General features: G+C 57.6%; 18 protein-coding genes. 11 read left to right on the plus strand and 7 right to left on the minus strand.

From position 1 onward, the window contains the following. Positions 1–30: 30 nt before the first annotated feature. Positions 31–711, plus strand: coding sequence for a DUF4286 family protein (locus ABIE63_RS15120; RefSeq protein WP_183417040.1), 681 nt, complete (start codon positions 31–33; stop codon positions 709–711). Between the two features lie 4 nt (positions 712–715). Continuing rightward, entirely contained in the window at positions 716–2011 is a 1296-nt protein-coding gene (locus tag ABIE63_RS15125) for an amidase family protein (protein WP_354505547.1), read from the plus strand. Here the strand turns inward: ABIE63_RS15125 and ABIE63_RS15130 are convergent. Then, complete coding sequence (locus ABIE63_RS15130) at positions 1995–2927, minus strand: DMT family transporter (RefSeq protein ID WP_354505550.1); 933 nt, start codon at positions 2925–2927, stop codon at positions 1995–1997. The two genes, ABIE63_RS15125 and ABIE63_RS15130, sit on opposite strands and share 17 nt — an antisense overlap. 57 nt (positions 2928–2984) lie before the next feature. Beyond that, positions 2985–3548 (minus strand): TetR/AcrR family transcriptional regulator, encoded by a 564-nt coding sequence (locus ABIE63_RS15135; protein WP_354505553.1) that lies wholly within the window; start codon positions 3546–3548, stop codon positions 2985–2987. A gap of 133 nt (positions 3549–3681) precedes the next feature. Between ABIE63_RS15135 and ABIE63_RS15140 the strand changes: the two genes are divergently transcribed. Beyond that, a complete protein-coding gene (locus ABIE63_RS15140) occupies positions 3682–4308 on the plus strand; it encodes a glutathione S-transferase family protein (RefSeq protein WP_354505556.1) in 627 nt (208 codons plus the stop codon). A gap of 39 nt (positions 4309–4347) precedes the next feature. Further along, a complete protein-coding gene (locus tag ABIE63_RS15145) occupies positions 4348–5025 on the plus strand; it encodes a cupin domain-containing protein (RefSeq protein WP_354505559.1) in 678 nt (225 codons plus the stop codon). Between the two features lie 212 nt (positions 5026–5237). On the opposite strand, the gene ABIE63_RS15150 is transcribed toward ABIE63_RS15145, so the two are convergent. The 3 genes from ABIE63_RS15150 to ABIE63_RS15160 all read right to left on the minus strand — a co-directional run bounded on the left by ABIE63_RS15150 (position 5238) and on the right by ABIE63_RS15160 (position 7353). After that, positions 5238–5720: a YHS domain-containing (seleno)protein gene (locus tag ABIE63_RS15150; RefSeq protein WP_354505562.1), complete on the minus strand. Its 483-nt coding sequence runs from the start codon at positions 5718–5720 to the stop codon at positions 5238–5240. A gap of 36 nt (positions 5721–5756) precedes the next feature. Continuing rightward, positions 5757–6308 carry a carboxymuconolactone decarboxylase family protein gene (locus ABIE63_RS15155; RefSeq protein WP_354505565.1) on the minus strand — a complete coding sequence of 184 codons (552 nt, stop codon included), beginning with the start codon at positions 6306–6308 and terminating at the stop codon, positions 5757–5759. A gap of 118 nt (positions 6309–6426) precedes the next feature. Continuing rightward, complete coding sequence (locus tag ABIE63_RS15160) at positions 6427–7353, minus strand: AraC family transcriptional regulator (RefSeq protein ID WP_183417032.1); 927 nt, start codon at positions 7351–7353, stop codon at positions 6427–6429. A 114-nt stretch (positions 7354–7467) separates the two neighbouring features. On the opposite strand from ABIE63_RS15160, the gene ABIE63_RS15165 reads away from it, so the two are divergent. From ABIE63_RS15165 to ABIE63_RS15185, 5 genes are all read left to right on the plus strand, one after another. Next, entirely contained in the window at positions 7468–7995 is a 528-nt protein-coding gene (locus tag ABIE63_RS15165; protein ID WP_354505568.1) for a DUF6314 family protein, read from the plus strand. Between the two features lie 81 nt (positions 7996–8076). After that, entirely contained in the window at positions 8077–8880 is an 804-nt protein-coding gene (locus tag ABIE63_RS15170; RefSeq protein ID WP_183417030.1) for a transporter substrate-binding domain-containing protein, read from the plus strand. A 173-nt stretch (positions 8881–9053) separates the two neighbouring features. Next, positions 9054–9800, plus strand: a complete 747-nt coding sequence (locus tag ABIE63_RS15175) for an amino acid ABC transporter permease (RefSeq protein ID WP_183417029.1) — start codon at positions 9054–9056, stop codon at positions 9798–9800. Positions 9801–9808: 8 nt separating this feature from the next. After that, positions 9809–10702, plus strand: coding sequence for an amino acid ABC transporter permease (locus ABIE63_RS15180; RefSeq protein WP_354505572.1), 894 nt, complete (start codon positions 9809–9811; stop codon positions 10700–10702). A gap of 24 nt (positions 10703–10726) precedes the next feature. Further along, positions 10727–11485, plus strand: a complete 759-nt coding sequence (locus tag ABIE63_RS15185) for an amino acid ABC transporter ATP-binding protein (RefSeq protein WP_221205883.1) — start codon at positions 10727–10729, stop codon at positions 11483–11485. 36 nt (positions 11486–11521) lie between these two features. On the opposite strand, the gene ABIE63_RS15190 is transcribed toward ABIE63_RS15185, so the two are convergent. Continuing rightward, positions 11522–12184, minus strand: a complete 663-nt coding sequence (locus ABIE63_RS15190; protein ID WP_354505575.1) for a Fe2+-dependent dioxygenase — start codon at positions 12182–12184, stop codon at positions 11522–11524. A gap of 100 nt (positions 12185–12284) precedes the next feature. On the opposite strand from ABIE63_RS15190, the gene ABIE63_RS15195 reads away from it, so the two are divergent. Both ABIE63_RS15195 and ABIE63_RS15200 read left to right on the plus strand, forming a co-directional pair. Continuing rightward, positions 12285–13124 (plus strand): hypothetical protein, encoded by an 840-nt coding sequence (locus ABIE63_RS15195; protein ID WP_354505578.1) that lies wholly within the window; start codon positions 12285–12287, stop codon positions 13122–13124. 334 nt (positions 13125–13458) lie between these two features. After that, entirely contained in the window at positions 13459–14640 is a 1182-nt protein-coding gene (locus ABIE63_RS15200; protein ID WP_183417131.1) for an LL-diaminopimelate aminotransferase, read from the plus strand. 2 nt (positions 14641–14642) lie between these two features. Here the strand turns inward: ABIE63_RS15200 and ABIE63_RS15205 are convergent, their stop codons facing one another. Then, positions 14643–15536 (minus strand): RT0821/Lpp0805 family surface protein, encoded by an 894-nt coding sequence (locus tag ABIE63_RS15205; protein WP_354505581.1) that lies wholly within the window; start codon positions 15534–15536, stop codon positions 14643–14645. Positions 15537–15620: the final 84 nt, after the last annotated feature.

Consider the following 15620-nt stretch of genomic DNA (forward strand, 5'->3'; position numbering starts at 1 on the left):
AGAGCCATTTTTTAGCTGGGAGACCTAGGGATGCAAAAGAACGCTGGTCGTGAGGCGGAGCTTCTTGTCTGGACGGACGTCGATCCGGCCCACGAGGACGACTTCAACCGCTGGTACGACCGCGAACATATGGCCGAACGCGTTGCAATCGAGGGATTTCGCTGGGCGAGGCGCTATCGGGCCACCAGCGATAGCGCCCGCCGGTATCTGGCACTGTATCGTGCAGCCGGCGTAGAAACCTTCACTTCCGCTTCCTACAAGAAGGCCTTCGAGCAGCAAACCGATTGGTCTTATCGGAACTTTGAGCGCATGCGAAACACCAAGCGTCGGGTCTCAACCTTGGCGCTGGAGGCCGGCGTCGGGAGCGGCGGTGCCGTTGCACTTATCACTCTTACCGCAGGCGAGATCGACAACGCCGAGGTCGAGCCGGTCTTGGCAGAAGTCGTTATGCTGGATGGCGTCTTCTCTGCGCGGGCAATGGAGCCAGATTCAGGTCTTTCAACACCGCTCCCGTCGGAAGACCTCGCAACACGTAAGTTGGAAGCCTTGATCCTGATCGAGGCGTCCTCAAGTGCGACCGCGACGGCGGCGCTCTCAAATGCCCTGGAGACGCTCGGCTTGCCGGCAGAGCGCGGCATGACATTCTCTCTCCTCTGGGACCTCCACGCCGATGACCTGACGGCCTACACAGCAAAGACCACGAGCGCCTAAACCCATGAAGACTGAGTTCCCCTGGTCGCCGCAGACCGCGTCCGAACGAACCGTCGCAGCCTTCAAGCGGATCGAATCGGACACGGAAGCCTTTCGTTCCGTCTTCGTCAGGCTGTTCAAGGAGGAAGCGCTGCAGACCGCAGCGTCTTTGCCGTCGGCAACGACATCTCCATTGGCCGGAGCCTTGGTCACCATCAAGGACCTCTACGACGTAAAAGGCTACGTCACAACCGCGGGATCCAAGGTGCGCGCAACCCAGCCCGTAGCACAAGCTGACTCCGATGCGGTTGCTGCGGTACGGGCCGCGGGCGCCGTGATGTTGGGGCATAGCAACATGACGGAGTTTGCCTACTCGGGGCTTGGTCTCAATCCGCACTACGGCACACCGGAAAACCCGGTTTGTCCCGGCCACGTGCCTGGCGGGTCCACGTCCGGCGGTGCGGTATCCGTCGCGCTCGGACTGGCTGATATTGCGTTTGGCAGCGATACCGGCGGTTCGCTCCGGATTCCTGCTGCCTTTACAGGTATTGTCGGGTTTAAGCCCAGTCAGGAAAGCACCTCGCGACGCGGTGTCGTACCGCTGTCCGGTTCGCTTGATAGCGTGGGGCCGATGGCCCGGACGGTCGCGGCCTGCCATGCAGCTTGGTCGGTACTTGCCAGTCGCCCTTATGCAGCCCTTCAATCCGAACAGGACCGGAAACGGCGTTATCTGATCCCTAGCAACTTCGGCCTCGATGCTCTGGACCCTGCAGTCGAACGAAAGTTCCGCGCAACAGTCGCGGCAATGACTGTCGCCGGCATGACGGTTGAGGAACGGCCGCTGCCGGTGCTCGATTCTTACAAAACACTTCCCCTCTGGCAATTTGCCGCCGTTGAGTCCCGCGCCACTTTTGCCACCTTGGTAGAAGAGAAGCCGGAGCTTTTCGACCCGCGCGTTCTGATCCGCATGCAACGGGCCGAGGGGCTCTCCGCAATCGAGTACCGCCAAACGTTGGACAGACGAGAGAGCCTTATCGCAGCGTTCAACGCGGCAATCGGCGACGATACGCTACTGTTGCCGACCGTGGCGATCGGGCCGCCGCGCCGCAGCGACCTGGAATCGCAAGAAGCCTATGACCGCGTGAACTTGATGACCCTGCGCAACACGACGCTGGCCAATGTCATTGACGGCTGCAGTGTGTCCCTGCCAACTCGGGAAGGGGGCGTTCCACTCGGAATCATGCTGACCAAGCGTGGCGGCCAGGATCTCGCCCTGCTAGCAGAAGCACAGCAACTTGAGGAGATTATGGCCGCGTGCTAGGGGCCGAAGGTCCGGCGAGAGGCGGGACATCGGGTTTGCCTTCCTGCACACGGCGCTGACGCTCCCGGTAGAATGTGTAGGATCCCATGCCAACGACGATTAGACTGCCCAAAAGCATCCAGCCGTCGGGCACATCGCCGAAGACGAGGTACCCGAGAATAATGGCCCAGATCAAAACCGTGTAGCGAAACGGCGACACGAAACCGATCTCACCCACGCGCATCGCCATGACGCTGAAGAGATAACCGAACAACAGAAAAACGGCTGCTGCAATCAACAGCAAGAAGCTTTGCAGTGTCACCGGGTTCCAGGGAACCGCGACCGAGGCGACGCCGCCCATCACTGTGGCGGCAAGCGACGTCATCAAAACCGCGAAAACTGACGGCAGTTTTTCTGAGAACCGCCGCGTCGTGAGATCGCGCAGCACCAGAAATCCCAGCGCACCCACCGCCCAGAAGGAATAGCTTGTGAAGCCTTCGGTTCCTGGGCGCACGATGACAAGAACACCCAGGAATCCAATCAGGATTGCGCTGTAGCGTCGCCACCCAACCGCTTCACCCAAAAACAGTGCGGCCGCCAACGTGACGGCCAGCGGCATCGCTTGCATGATCGCCGTTGCATTGGCGAGCGGCATATTGAAAAGCGCCATCAGGAAACAAACCGTGCCGCCAAGTTCGCCGAAGATTCGCAAACCAAGCAGACGCCAATCCTGTTTCGAAAGGCGGCACAACAGTTGGCCACGATTCCAGGCAAGAATACCGATCAGCAATGATATCACGCCACCGCGCAAGAACACTGTCTGGAACAGGCCAAGGTCGGCTGACGCCAGTTTTATCATGGCGTCGTTCAGTACGTAGCCCACCATACAGGCGACCATGTAGGTCGCACCGCGCGCGTTATCCGATGAGAATTGCATCTTTTCCTATTCGGGAATTGCTTTGATTATCCTGCCAGATTGGCCTGCCACCGTGGCTTACGCAAGGTCGCGGAGCAGGCGCTCCTGGGTTTCCGCAAAAAGCGACGGCTTTTCAAGGGTAAGCGCTAGAATGACGGTCCCCTGTAGGCTGGCGATGATATGTCCAGCGCTAGGCGGACCCAGCGCACTTGTCACCCCGTCAGCGTCTTCAAGGGCCCGGTCCGTCCATTCCATCAGCCGATGAAAGAACCTCACCACTGCTCGCGAAACCTGTGGAGGAAGTTCTAGTGTCGCGCTGCCAAGTACGGAGCAAAGGCAAATCATCCCCTGGTCAAGGGTCGAGATGCGGTAAGCCTCGCACAGACGCTTGATACGGGTCCTAGCACTCTCCTTGGGATCGTCCGGGTCGCCCAGAGCGGCTATGAACCGTTCGCCATAGCGCTCCACAACCGCCTCTCCAAGGTCGGCTTTCTGCGGAAAATGGTAATGAACACTCGCGCTTTTGATGCCAACGTCGGCCGCCAGATCACGGAAACTGACGCTATCAAACCCACCGCAGCGGATTCGACGTTCCGCTGCATCCAAGATCTCCGCTGCCTTGCCTCTGATTTCGTCTGTCATCACAAAGCATTTATCTATCAGCAGATAGGTATTGACAAGCGCCAAACCTCTGCGCCTTATTGTTTTCTATCTATCGATAGATAGTTTATTGCTTTCCGTTCCCCCATGAGGAAATCAACTTGAGGAAGTCACCATGAAGATTCATGACATTGCAGGTTTCGCCAATCCCTTACGCGTTCGCATCGCTCTGGCTGAGAAAGGACTGCTTGACCAAGTCGAGTTCGTGCCTGTCGACGTAATGGGCGGCGAACACCGCATGCCTGCGTTTTTGGCTAAGAACCCGAGTGGCACTGTCCCGGTTTTGGAGCTGGACGACGGCACCTTTCTGTCTGAGTGCACGGCTATCACCGAGTATCTCGATCATGCCCATGGTGAAATGACGCTGACAGGAAGAACCGCCCTAGAGCGTGGTATAATTCATATGCTCCAACGTAAGGTTGAAGCAGGGTTTCTGAATGCCGTGGGCGCCTACTTCCATCATGCCACCGATGGCTTGGGACCGGTTCTCGAAACCTATCAGAACCAGGACTGGGGTAGGCACCAACGCGAAACCGCCCTAAAGACACTGGTCTGGATGGATGGGCTACTGAAAGAGCATGATTACCTTGCAGGCGATCAGTTCACGGTCGTCGACATCACGGCGATGGCGGGTTTTGCTTTCGCTTCGGCCGCGGGCATTGCGATACCCGACGATCTGACGAGACTGACTGCTTGGCATCAACGCGTCACCGCCCGCCCGAGCTTGGCTCGGGCCGTTTAGCAGCTACCGGCTCGTTCCCTGGGTACAAGGAGTATCGTCATGGAACTGAATGCAGACTTCACCTGCCGTATTGCCCTCCATGCCGAGAATATCGACTGGCAAGAGTCCCCAACACCGGGGGTGAGCCGCCGAATGCTCGATCGCCTCGGCGGCGAGGTAGCCCGGGCCACGACCATTGTCCGCTATGCGGCCGGCAGCCGGTTTCCGACACATTGCCATGAAGCCGGAGAGGAGTTCCTCGTACTGGAGGGAGTCTTTCAAGACGAACATGGTGACTACCCCACCGGCACCTATGTTCGGAACCCACCGAGCTCCAGTCACGCACCCGCTTCTGAGCTTGGCTGCACTATTCTGGTGAAGCTCCGGCAGTTCGCGCCTGACGACCGCACCTTCGTTCGAATTGACCTGAACAAGATCGAAGCTCTCGCGATTGCCGGACGGGAAGGTGTTTCGGTCACCCCATTGTTTTGGGATTCCCGTGAAACGGTTCGCGTCGAACGCTGGGATGCCGGTACGGCTGTTCCTCTTACCTCCGCCGGCGGCATGGAAATCTTCGTACTGGATGGCAGCTTCGAGCAGGGCGGCGACACCTTCCAGCGTCACTCCTGGTTGCGCTTACCCCCAGGCTTACCAGCCGATCACAACGCGACCGCCGTGGCGGGAAGCCAAGGCGCTACCGTCTGGACGAAAAGCGGGCATTTACGCAATTTGATTTGAGCAATCGGCGCCGTGGCGGCTTCGACAGATGCGCTGCTGTAGATACCCGGTATCAATTTTTCAGAAAGAATGGGGCCAGCTTGGGACTTCTTCGGTTCTAGCCGACGACCCGACGACTTACTCTATGTACGAGGCTATCCGGTTTTCAACAAACGTTGACGGTTGGAGAGGGCGCGAGTTTGGGGAGAAACCCGCGCCCTCCCAAGCAGGGACTAAAGGTCGCCTGCTGCGGTGTGTTGGATCTTGGCCCAGTTCTCTTCTGCCTTGGCGATCGTGCCAGCACGATCCTGCTGGAACGCCTTGAATATCTCTTCGTTCAAAAAGACGTAGAGCTTTCCGTCGACCACAGCGGAGTACTTCGGGTCTCCATCGAACTTCTTACCCACCGAAACCCCGTAGGTGCAAAACCCGCCGTTCTCGGGCACAAACTTTTCCGGGGCGTCCTCGAAGGTTTCCTTGTTTTCTTCACTGGCAAAGTAGTAGGCGACGCCATCATGGATCGCCGTGTAAGTCGCCGTGCCTTCAATTCGGTTACCAAGCCGAATGAAAGCCACGGGGTCCACTCCGTGCAGACCCAAGGGCGCACCGGCAGCCGTCAGGCCGGGAACCGTGTTGTGTTCGTCAGCCGCAAAGGCCGGCGCCGCCGCAATGGCGCCGATCAGAGCTAAGGCAGAGAGCGTAAGTTTTCCAGACATGTCTTTTTCCTTTTCGTGAGAATGGAGCCTCGTTGATCAGGCCGCTTCGACTGCGGCCGTGCTAACGACCGGGAAGTCGATTTCCGTTCCGGCGATATGGTTGAAGTAGTTAGTGAAGATGTTGAGCACCGTGTTTGCCACGATCTCCACGATCTCTTCCTCGGTAAGCCCAGCGTTGCGAACCGCAGCGAGGTCTTCGTCGGTGACATTGCCGCGCAATGATACGATCCGCGAAGCGAATCGAAGGGCCGCGTCAACCTTGGCATCGCTAGACCTGCCCTTCAGGTTGCGATCAAGCTCCTCGGCTTGTAGGCCCTGCATGCCGCCAAGCGCGGTGTGCGCCGAAGCGCAGTAGTCGCAACGGTTGGCACCGGCAACCGCCAGCGCGATCTGCTCGCGGAAACGAGCGGAAAGCGAACCACCACCCAGAGCACCGGCAAACCCCAGGTAACCGCCAAGTGCGGCGGATGATTGGGCAAGCGTTGCGATGATGTTCGGGACACCGCCCATCTGTTTCTTGACGGCGGCCAACAGGTCTTGGGTTTTCTGCGGGGCGTCTGCCTCGCTCAGTCTTTCAATCCTTTGCATGATACCTCCTACGGTCCTTGGGATCGACAGGAGGGAAATTGTGAGGAGCGGAGCGATAGATCAAGAACCCGACCTAATACCGGGACTTAGTGCAAGCGCTTTGGGACGATCTGCAAAATTAATCCAAACTTCGGCGATATTCCGTCGGCGGCAGACCGAATTTTCCCGCAAAGGCGCGCGTGAAGGCTGCCGGTGATTGATACCCGGCTTGCAGAGCCACCTGCTGGATGGATGAACGCGACCCATCCAGAAGCGCGAGGGCCTTTTGCAATCGCCACTCCGAAAGATAGGCCATTGGGCCGGTGCCAATAAGCTCGCTGAACTTTTCAGCAAACCGGCTCCGAGACATACCAACCGCCGCCGCGATCCGCTCCACCGTCCAAGATTCAGCAGGTTGATTGTGAATCAGTTGCAGTGCCTGGCCAATTTGTCGGTCACGGAAAGCCTCGAGAATGGCTTTGAGATCCGGGCTTTGGGATATCCCGACGCGGAGCAACTCAATGAAGACGATCTCCGAAAGGCGGGTCACGGCGGCCAGCGATCCGATTTCCTCAGAAAACATCCGATGAACCACAAGGCGCAGCATCTCATCAAGCCACGGCTCTCTAGCCCGCATCCCCGTGGTAGTCACGAGGTACTCCGGAAGGGCCCTCAAGAGCGGATGATCGGCACCTTTACGAAAGCTGAAGTGACCGCAAACCATCTGCGTTGACGCTTGGGGGTCGCGCTCCCCAACAACCAAAACCCCCTGTCCGTCATACCCCGAAAGCTCAAGCACCGTCTCCAGCGGAGGCGCTTGGCGCGACACCGTGTCGGCCAGAACATGAGACCGCCCACGCGGAATCAGAACAATGTCACCCGGCCCCAAATCGACCGATGCGCCAGATGCGAAAGACACATGACAACGGCCCTGCACCACCAAATGAAAGCGCGCGGCCTGCTGAAGGTCGGGAACCGTGACGCCCCACGGGCCAGAGAAGTCGGTTCGAAAATAAAGTGCGCCTTTCAAATTGAGCGTATCAAGAACATCATTCAACACGTCCATTTGCCATTCATCCTTCATTTTGGGTGTATCTGCAAATTATCCCTCGCACTATTCTCATTTCAAGGATTCTATCCGCCTTGCCGGAATGCGGCCCCGGTCGCATGCTTCGGCGTGATGACGGTTAGCTTTGCATTCTATAGGACACCGACAACGGCATCCCTCGATGCATGGGGAGGCGTTGATGCTGTTTTCGAGACTCTTGCCGGAGACTGGACCCTCAAGCGGCGCATTCCCGGCATCGCCGGGATGCAGGGGAAAGCCCATGTCGTGCGGCTTGACGCAGATCGCCTGCGGTATGTCGAACAGGGATGCCTAAAGCTGAAGAATGGCCAATCCTTTCAGGCATCGCGCGGCTATTTGTTCAGGGCGCTCGGCGACGGCTTTGCCGTTTACTACGACCAGCCGCCGGACCGGCTTTTTCAAGAAGTTCGCCTGACGCCCCTTTTGGGTGGCGGCCTGACCGGTATGGCCGAGCATTGCTGTCCACCAGACCGCTATCGAAGCCGCTATACCTTCCGCTCGGACGGCTGTTTCTACATCACGCACTGCGTCACGGGACCAAGCAAGAGTTACCGCTCGTTTTCCCGGTTCAGCCGCGCTCGGAGTGACCTGGAGAATCAGAAACCACCGCCTGAGGGCTAGAAAAACGGCCTTGGTCCATGTACCGTCCAGCAAGATCTCGCTCTAGACGGGATACGAGTGATAGATAGGGAGAGAGTTGAAATGAAAAAATTCCTGGGATTACTGCTGGCTGCCGCTTTCCTTACGGCCGGCCTGACAACACAGGCTGCCGCGGATGCGATCGAGCAGATCAAGGCGCGCGGTAAGCTGATTGTCGGCGTCAAAGCCGACTACAAGCCCTACGGCTACCTCAACGAAGACGGAAAGATCATCGGTATTGAGCCCGAATTGGCACAGGACGTTGCTGACAAGCTTGGTGTCGCGCTGGAGTTGGTGCCGGTTGTGTCATCCAACCGCATGCAGTTCCTTGAGCAGGGCAAGATCGATCTGATGATCGCCACCATGACAGATCGGCCCGACCGTCGCGAAGTGGTCTATATTGTGGAGCCCAACTACTACTCCTCCGGCACAAATGTTCTGGCGGTCAAAAAGGCCGGCTTCAAGAAATGGGAAGACCTGAAGGGCCTTCCGGTCTGCGGTATTCAGGGCGCTTTCTACAATCGCAAGACCGAGGAAGAATTCGGCGCGCAGATCGTCGCCTTCAAAGGCACCTCCGAAGCACTCACGGCATTGGGACAAGGCAGCTGCCTGGCATTCGTCTATGACGATTCCTTCATTGTATCGAAGCTGAACGAGCCTGAGTGGGCCGACTTCGAGATGCCCCTCGAGACCATTGATGACGCCCCTTGGGGCCTGGCCGTCGCCAAGGGTGAACAGGCCTTTTACGACCTCATGAGCGAGATGATCACATCATGGCACGCTTCTGGGCGTATCCTTGAGCTTGAGACGAAGTACGGTGTTCCGAACACGCCTTTCGCCAAGACCATGCACGACAAGCTGAAGTAACTTCCTTACGGCACCTTGATTCGCTTGCACGGATTTTAAGGCGGTCAATCGAGAGGGTGACGCAGCGATAGCGTCACCCTTGCCGCCCCACCTTCAAGCACCGCCCGACCTGTGCAGGCAAGGACGACCGTTAGGCTTGCTTAATTATAACAGCGGCGAGTTATTGGATGGACATGCAGTGGCTATTTGACTGGGCGCAGGAGTTGTACCGGGAGACCGGGATAAACCTGACGTTCATTTATGATTCCTTCGACAGGAATCGCTTAGCCCGAGGATTCCTGAACAGTGTCTACATCTCTCTGATCTGCCTCGCCTTCTCGATCGTAATCGGTCTTGTCGGCGCCTGGCTTCAAGGATCCAAGTTGGTTTGGACCCGTCGGGTCGTGCAGGGCTATATTCAGTTTTTCCGCAATACGCCGCCGCTCGTTCAGCTTTACTTTTTCTATTTCGCCATCGGCAGCCTCCTGCCCACCGTTGAGAACCGTTTCGGCTTTCAAGAGCCTATGCTGGACAACTTCACCTGGGCGGTTATCTCGCTGTCGTTCTTTGCCGGCGCCTTCAATGTCGAAATCTTCCGTTCGGGTATCGAAGCGGTCCCGGAGTCGACCGTCGAGGCGGCTGAGGCGTTGGGTTTCAACCGGCTGCAGATTTACATTTACATTGTCATGCCGTTGGCCTTCAGGGTTTGCCTGCCGGCGCTGAACAATAATCTCGTCAATCTAGTGAAGACAACGACGCTGGCCTATGCCATCGCCGTTCCCGAGATGCTCTACATGGCGAACCAGATTTGGTCCGACTCGGTAAACGTACCTGAGATGATGACCTTCCTGCTGGTCGCTTATGTTCTCCTCGTGGGCGTTCTGGTGATGGGCATGCATCGTTGGGAACGCGCCATGCGATTACCGGGGTTCGGCCAATGAAGTGTTTGATGAAGACTCCTTTCGAGCACCCCGCACTTCGAACCGGCGGCACCGATCTGCCGGTGCTGCTGCCTGCTGCGCAACGGCTCCAACAACAAGCGGAACGTGATCGGCTGGTCGGCGGTTTCCTGCCGCGCCTAACGGCAAAACACGGGCTTTGGCTGCTTGCTATTTTGATTCTTTCGTCAGGGGTTGCAGCGGCGCAGAGCGGTGACGCGCGCCAACCGGCCTACGAAGTGATTTTCAAGTGGCTGCCAGTGCTCCTTACAGGCTTCGGCTTCAACATTCTTATTTCCTTCATGGCGATGGCGATTGGCACGCTGGTAGGGACCAGTCTTGGGCTGATGCAGATCTCGTTGCTGCTGCCGGTGCGCCAGGGCTCCTGGTTGGTCACGCAGTTCTTCCGAAATGCGCCTTGGTTGGTGTTGCTGTTTTACTGCATGTTCCTGCTGCCCTTCGAGTTTCGCCTCGGCGGATTGGTCATACCCTTCCCCGATTGGATCAAAGCAACCATTGGCTTGGCACTGCCTGTGATGGCCAACGTATCGGAGATCGTCCGTGGCGCTATCGCCTCCATCCCGTCGGGTCAGTGGGAGGCTTCTGAATCGCTTGCATTCTCAAGACGGCAGACGCTTTGGCAGATCATTCTGCCCCAATGCGTCAAGCGTATGCTGCCGCCTTGGATGAACCTCTATGCGATCTTGACCATGGCTACCGTGCTGGCCTCAATCGTTGGCGTATCGGAGATGATGACGCAGGCTGGACGCGTGCTGGCGGCCGAAGATCGACCGGACCTCTTGATCCCGATCTACAGCTTCGTGCTGTTGTGCTTTTTTGTTTACTGCTATCCCATTGCCCGCTTCACCGTGCGCTTGGAGCAGCGCTTCCAGGTAAAGCTATAGGATGAAACAGGAGTGATGACCGCCATGGCCACTGCAAGCGCCTGGAGCCCGGACCAACCGATCATCGAAGTCTCGGATGTGCATAAGTCCTTTGGAGCCGTGGAGGTGCTAAAGGGTGTCTCGATGAATGTTCGAAAGGGCGATGTGATTTGTATTATCGGCCCGTCGGGATCCGGCAAATCGACACTGCTTCGCTGCATCAACGCGCTGGTACCGATCAACCAGGGCTCAATCAAGGTTGAAGGCCAGGAGGTCAACAATCCTCGATTGGATAAGCTCGCGTTGCGGCGCAAGGTCGGCATGGTTTTCCAGCAATACAACCTCTTTCCTCATCGCACGGCTTTGCAGAATGTCATGATGGCGCCCACCATCGTCCTGAAGCAGAACCGCAAGGAGGTCGAGGAGCGAGCCTATCGTTTGCTGAAAAAGGTGAGGCTTGAGGGCAAGGAGTTGCAGTATCCAGGCGAGCTTTCCGGTGGGCAACAGCAGCGCGTGGCCATCGCCCGCTCACTCGCCATGAGCCCGGACGTGATGCTCTTCGATGAGGTGACGGCAGCCCTTGACCCGGAAACCGTGAAGGAGGTCCTTGTCACCATCCGTCAACTGGCCGAGGAGGGTATGACCTGCTTGTTGGTCACACACGAAATGGGCTTTGCACGCGAGATCGCCGATCATATGTACTTTACCGATCGCGGCATCATCGTAGAGGACGGCCCGCCGAAGGAATTCTTTGCCAATCCACGCGACCCGCGCACCAAGGAATTCCTGTCGCAGATACTCTGATCCCAACAGGACCGCGGCGGGCGACGCGCCAGCGCTTCAATCATCCACCCAACGGCGAATCAGATTGCTGCGCGTCTTGAGCACCAGATCGATGGCCGCGTCGCGCCCCGCTTCACTGCGGAGCAAGACCGCAGCTCGATCCAGGTCAAAGAGAAGTTCTCGCTGAGCATCGTCGCGGATAAGACTGCGGACCCAACCAACGGCCGCCAATCGTGATCCACGGGTTACCGGTTCGACCCTATGCAACGTCGTCGAGGGATAGAGAAGCAAGTGACCGGCCGGTAGCTTGAAGGCTCGTTCACCCTCCGTCCGGTCAATAACCAACGCGCCGCCGTCGTAGCTCTCTGGGTCTGCCAGAAACAACGTGAAGGAAAGGTCGGTGCGGCGCCCTGCCATGACCGCGTCATCCACATGTGCGCCATAATGCATGCCCACCTCGTATCGACTGAGCAATGTCCGGACGATCTCTTTCGGACGGGCGGCGGACTGAAAAAGCGTATTCGCCAGCAGGGCCTTTTCCACCTTCTTTACTGCCCCCGATGCCAAGGAGGTTCTTCCTGCTTGCAGGTTGTTTTTGCGTTCACGCGCACGCCAACCGGCGGTTTTCGCACCGTCTTCAAACATCTCCAACTTTGCCATAACGGCTTGTAAGGCACCCAGGACAGGAGCGGAAACGACTTCACCAAGTTGCAGAATCATAGGAGCATTATTTGCTATTGATAATCATTCGCATCTAAGTTAGTGCTTTCAACGCCGCGGTGCAAGCGGCAACAGAAACACTCTGCCAAAGGATTTAGTGATGGTTATTAGGAACAAAGTCTGGGTCGGCCTAGGTGCCGCACTTCTCGCCGGCACCTCGTTAGCGACCGCAGCTCTTGCCGGCGATGCACCAGATAACACTGAGCGGTCACGAGACACTGTCTGGAGCAAAGTTCAGTTGGCATCCGGCGAAGCGGGAGAGGCCGGCGAAGCGGGAGAGGCTGGCGAAGGCGGCGCAGGTGGTGAGCTTAGCCATTCGGACTCCGCTTACCTGACACAGCTTGGTCTCATGCGCGGCCACTTGAGCGTTGGTGTCGAACTGTACGGTCTGGGGAAACTTGCCAATGCCGCGACGCACATGAAGCACCCCGAGGATGAGTTGTATGAGTCGATGGAAGATGCCTTGAAGGATCGCGGCGCTCCGGGGTTCGAGGAGGAACTGGAAACCTTGGCGACGTTGGTGGAAAACCAAGCCGACAATGCTAAGGTTCAAGCAGCCTATGCAGCCGTTCTTGAGGCTATCACGCGCGCTGAAGCTGCCGCGGGCCCTCAACCTGCTGATGAAATCGCCGAGGTGATCTACGACCTCATCCACACCGCCGCGGAGGAATACGACGAGGGTGTTGATGACGGCAAGATCGTCAATGGGCACGAGTATCAGGACGCTTTGGGCTTTACTCGCGTCGCCGAATCCTTGACCGATCTGCTCGCCCAATCCGATGCGGACACCTCTTTGGTCGCTGAGATCAAAGAGCAGATTGCGGCCATCAAGCCGGCGTGGCCGTCGGTGGTCCCACCGGTACAGGCGACTATGGACCCATCGGCTCTATATGGCGCGGCGGCACGCATTGAAATCGCCGCTTTAAGCCTTAAGGATTGAATGGAAAAAAGAGGGCGGCCCAGTAAATCCGTGGCCGCCCTTCCTCCCGGCAAGGAGGTAAACTCTTTCGGCCGCGCCAAATCCGAACACCCCAAAACTGTGTGGAAATAATCGCGCCCCCTCAGCCGAAGGGTAACTGACTCCCCTGCAGGATGCCAGTAATTCCACAGTGCGTTTCATCATCTCGTGTAAAATTAGGTGGGCCAACCGAAGTTTGCCCTTGACGGTGGGCGAACTGCCGCAGAACTCTACGCCCGCCGGAACGAGCGCCACCACTTGAGGTGAGCGCGATTCCCTCGTCATTAGCCTGAGATGGGAGTATCCACAGGTGGAATTGGATAACGCAGAGCAGTTTCATCGCATTAAGCGCCTACCACCATACGTTTTTGCCGAAGTGAACGCTTTGAAGGCCGCGGGTCGCGCCGCCGGTCAGGACATCATTGATTTCGGCATGGGAAACCCCGACCAGCCGCCACCGGCGCACGTTACGGCAAAGCTGGTGGAAACCCTGTCGGATCCACGCATCCACCGTTATTCGCAATCCCGCGGGATTCCCGGCCTGCGAAAAGCCCTCGCCGCCTACTACGACCGGCGCTTCAATGTCGATCTGGATTTTGACCGAGAGGTAATCGTGACCTTGGGCTCAAAGGAAGGCTTGGCTAACCTTGCCCAAGCCATCACGAGCCCGGGCGATATCATTCTTGTCCCCTCGCCCAGCTATCCGATCCATGCATTCGGCTTCATCATCGCCGGCGCGTCCATCAGGCAGTTTCAGCTTGGTGATAGCGCAACGGTGGTCGAGCAATTGTCGCGCGCACTCCGCCATTCGGTCCCCAAGCCACTTGCTGTCGTTCTGAATTATCCCGCCAATCCAACGGGTCAGGTCGTCGACCTCGATTTCTACGAGGAGGTCGTCGCCTTCTGCCGCCAGCACGGTATCTACATCATTTCCGATCTCGCTTATTCGGAGGTCTATTTCGAGAGTGGGCCGCCACCGTCCATACTTCAGGTGCCGGGCGCAAAGGACGTGGCCGTAGAGTTCACCTCGCTGTCGAAAACCTACTCTATGCCGGGATGGAGGGTCGGGTTTTGCGCCGGAAATCCGAAGCTGATCGCAGCGCTTGCGCGCGTAAAATCCTATGTAGACTACGGCATCTTCACCGCCGTACAGGTCGCTGCTACCGCAGCGTTGAATGGCCCGCAGGACTGTGTTGACGAGATGCGGAAACGCTACAAACAACGGCGTGACTGTCTTGTCGAAGGAATGCGTACAGCTGGCTGGGAAACGCCGAGCCCGCCCGCGACGATGTTCGTATGGGCCCCCCTCCCCGAGGCCTTCACTCATTTAGGGTCCCTGGAGTTTTCCAAGCACCTGCTGACAGAAGCCAAGGTCGCGGTTGCCCCCGGCGTCGGATTCGGAGAGTACGGAGAGGGTTTCGTTCGTTTGGGCCTGGTTGAAAACGAGCAGCGCATCCGCCAGGCGGTCCGCAACATGAAGACCGCTCTGGCACGCTGAGGTCAGTTGTTGGAGGAGACAACCTCCCAACTGCCATCCGGCTGCAGGCAAGCGGTGCCGTAAGCCTGTTCGTTTCGACCGCCGATCGTCACGGTCTGCTGGAACTCTCTGCAGTAACGCCCGGAGTTACTATTTCCGTCGCGTAGCGGCGTAACTGAGCCATAAGCCCCGGCTTCACGCCAGTAAATGGTTTCGCCAATCGGTGCTGTTGCAGCATTGATCTGAGCGCGTTCATGAGCGCGCTGCTGCGATTCGTTGAGGTTATCCAAAAGCTTTAGCGTGATAGCCGTGAACGCCAACCATTTATAGGCATCGTTGTCGTTGCGGTAATAGCCGTAGCCCGAATACCAGTGCCCGTGAGGTCGATAGATCACAACATCTCTGTAATAACGGCGCCTGTCGTGATTGTGGGCATGCTTCTTGCTGTATTTTTTGTGGTCGTGCTTCCAGTGCCCTTGCCCCTGGTTCCAATGACCGTGCGTGCCGTGCTTGTTGTGATCATACTTCTCGTACTTCTTGTACTTTTTGCGTTTGTCATAGTCGCGCTGGTAGTGCCGGTCATCGCGACTGACAACAGCGCGGTCGGTACGGTTTCTGTAACGGTCCCGGTCATTGTAATTGCGGTTACTGGCGCGGGGTCGCTCATCGCCGTTACCAACGCGCCTCTCACCGGAGCGGGACTTGGGATAGTCTTTTTCCTCATACCTGTCACGTGACTGCACACGCCTGTTGCCATCATTATCTCGGCTGCCGTTCCAGCCGGAAGTGTCCTGGCGGCTGTGGCCTGCCAGCGCCGGAGAATAGGGCATAGCGGCGAAGGAGAACCCGAGGGCGCAAGCGCCCACGAAAAGCATCAACCGCTTTGGTTTGAGAAACTGCTTTGCTTTACCAATCATGGTATTTAGCTCCAATCTATCCCTGTTGGGTGTTTTGCCCTCACTGGGTAGTACGGAGCAACCGCGCCAAGCATCCCCGCCGCG

The sequence above is a fragment of the Limibacillus sp. MBR-115 genome, from assembly GCF_040549425.1.
GTDB classification, from domain to species: domain Bacteria; phylum Pseudomonadota; class Alphaproteobacteria; order Kiloniellales; family CECT-8803; genus Limibacillus; species Limibacillus halophilus.

Coding starts and splice junctions, on each gene's coding strand:
- ABIE63_RS15120 (WP_183417040.1), top strand. CDS start 31: ATGCAAAAGAACGCTGGTCGTGAGGCGGAGCTTCTTGTCTGGACGGAC.
- ABIE63_RS15125 (WP_354505547.1), top strand. CDS start 716: ATGAAGACTGAGTTCCCCTGGTCGCCGCAGACCGCGTCCGAACGAACC.
- ABIE63_RS15130 (WP_354505550.1), bottom strand. CDS start 2,927: ATGCAATTCTCATCGGATAACGCGCGCGGTGCGACCTACATGGTCGCC.
- ABIE63_RS15135 (WP_354505553.1), bottom strand. CDS start 3,548: ATGACAGACGAAATCAGAGGCAAGGCAGCGGAGATCTTGGATGCAGCG.
- ABIE63_RS15140 (WP_354505556.1), top strand. CDS start 3,682: ATGAAGATTCATGACATTGCAGGTTTCGCCAATCCCTTACGCGTTCGC.
- ABIE63_RS15145 (WP_354505559.1), top strand. CDS start 4,348: ATGGAACTGAATGCAGACTTCACCTGCCGTATTGCCCTCCATGCCGAG.
- ABIE63_RS15150 (WP_354505562.1), bottom strand. CDS start 5,720: ATGTCTGGAAAACTTACGCTCTCTGCCTTAGCTCTGATCGGCGCCATT.
- ABIE63_RS15155 (WP_354505565.1), bottom strand. CDS start 6,308: ATGCAAAGGATTGAAAGACTGAGCGAGGCAGACGCCCCGCAGAAAACC.
- ABIE63_RS15160 (WP_183417032.1), bottom strand. CDS start 7,353: ATGGACGTGTTGAATGATGTTCTTGATACGCTCAATTTGAAAGGCGCA.
- ABIE63_RS15165 (WP_354505568.1), top strand. CDS start 7,468: ATGACGGTTAGCTTTGCATTCTATAGGACACCGACAACGGCATCCCTC.
- ABIE63_RS15170 (WP_183417030.1), top strand. CDS start 8,077: ATGAAAAAATTCCTGGGATTACTGCTGGCTGCCGCTTTCCTTACGGCC.
- ABIE63_RS15175 (WP_183417029.1), top strand. CDS start 9,054: ATGCAGTGGCTATTTGACTGGGCGCAGGAGTTGTACCGGGAGACCGGG.
- ABIE63_RS15180 (WP_354505572.1), top strand. CDS start 9,809: ATGAAGACTCCTTTCGAGCACCCCGCACTTCGAACCGGCGGCACCGAT.
- ABIE63_RS15185 (WP_221205883.1), top strand. CDS start 10,727: ATGGCCACTGCAAGCGCCTGGAGCCCGGACCAACCGATCATCGAAGTC.
- ABIE63_RS15190 (WP_354505575.1), bottom strand. CDS start 12,184: ATGATTCTGCAACTTGGTGAAGTCGTTTCCGCTCCTGTCCTGGGTGCC.
- ABIE63_RS15195 (WP_354505578.1), top strand. CDS start 12,285: ATGGTTATTAGGAACAAAGTCTGGGTCGGCCTAGGTGCCGCACTTCTC.
- ABIE63_RS15205 (WP_354505581.1), bottom strand. CDS start 15,536: ATGATTGGTAAAGCAAAGCAGTTTCTCAAACCAAAGCGGTTGATGCTT.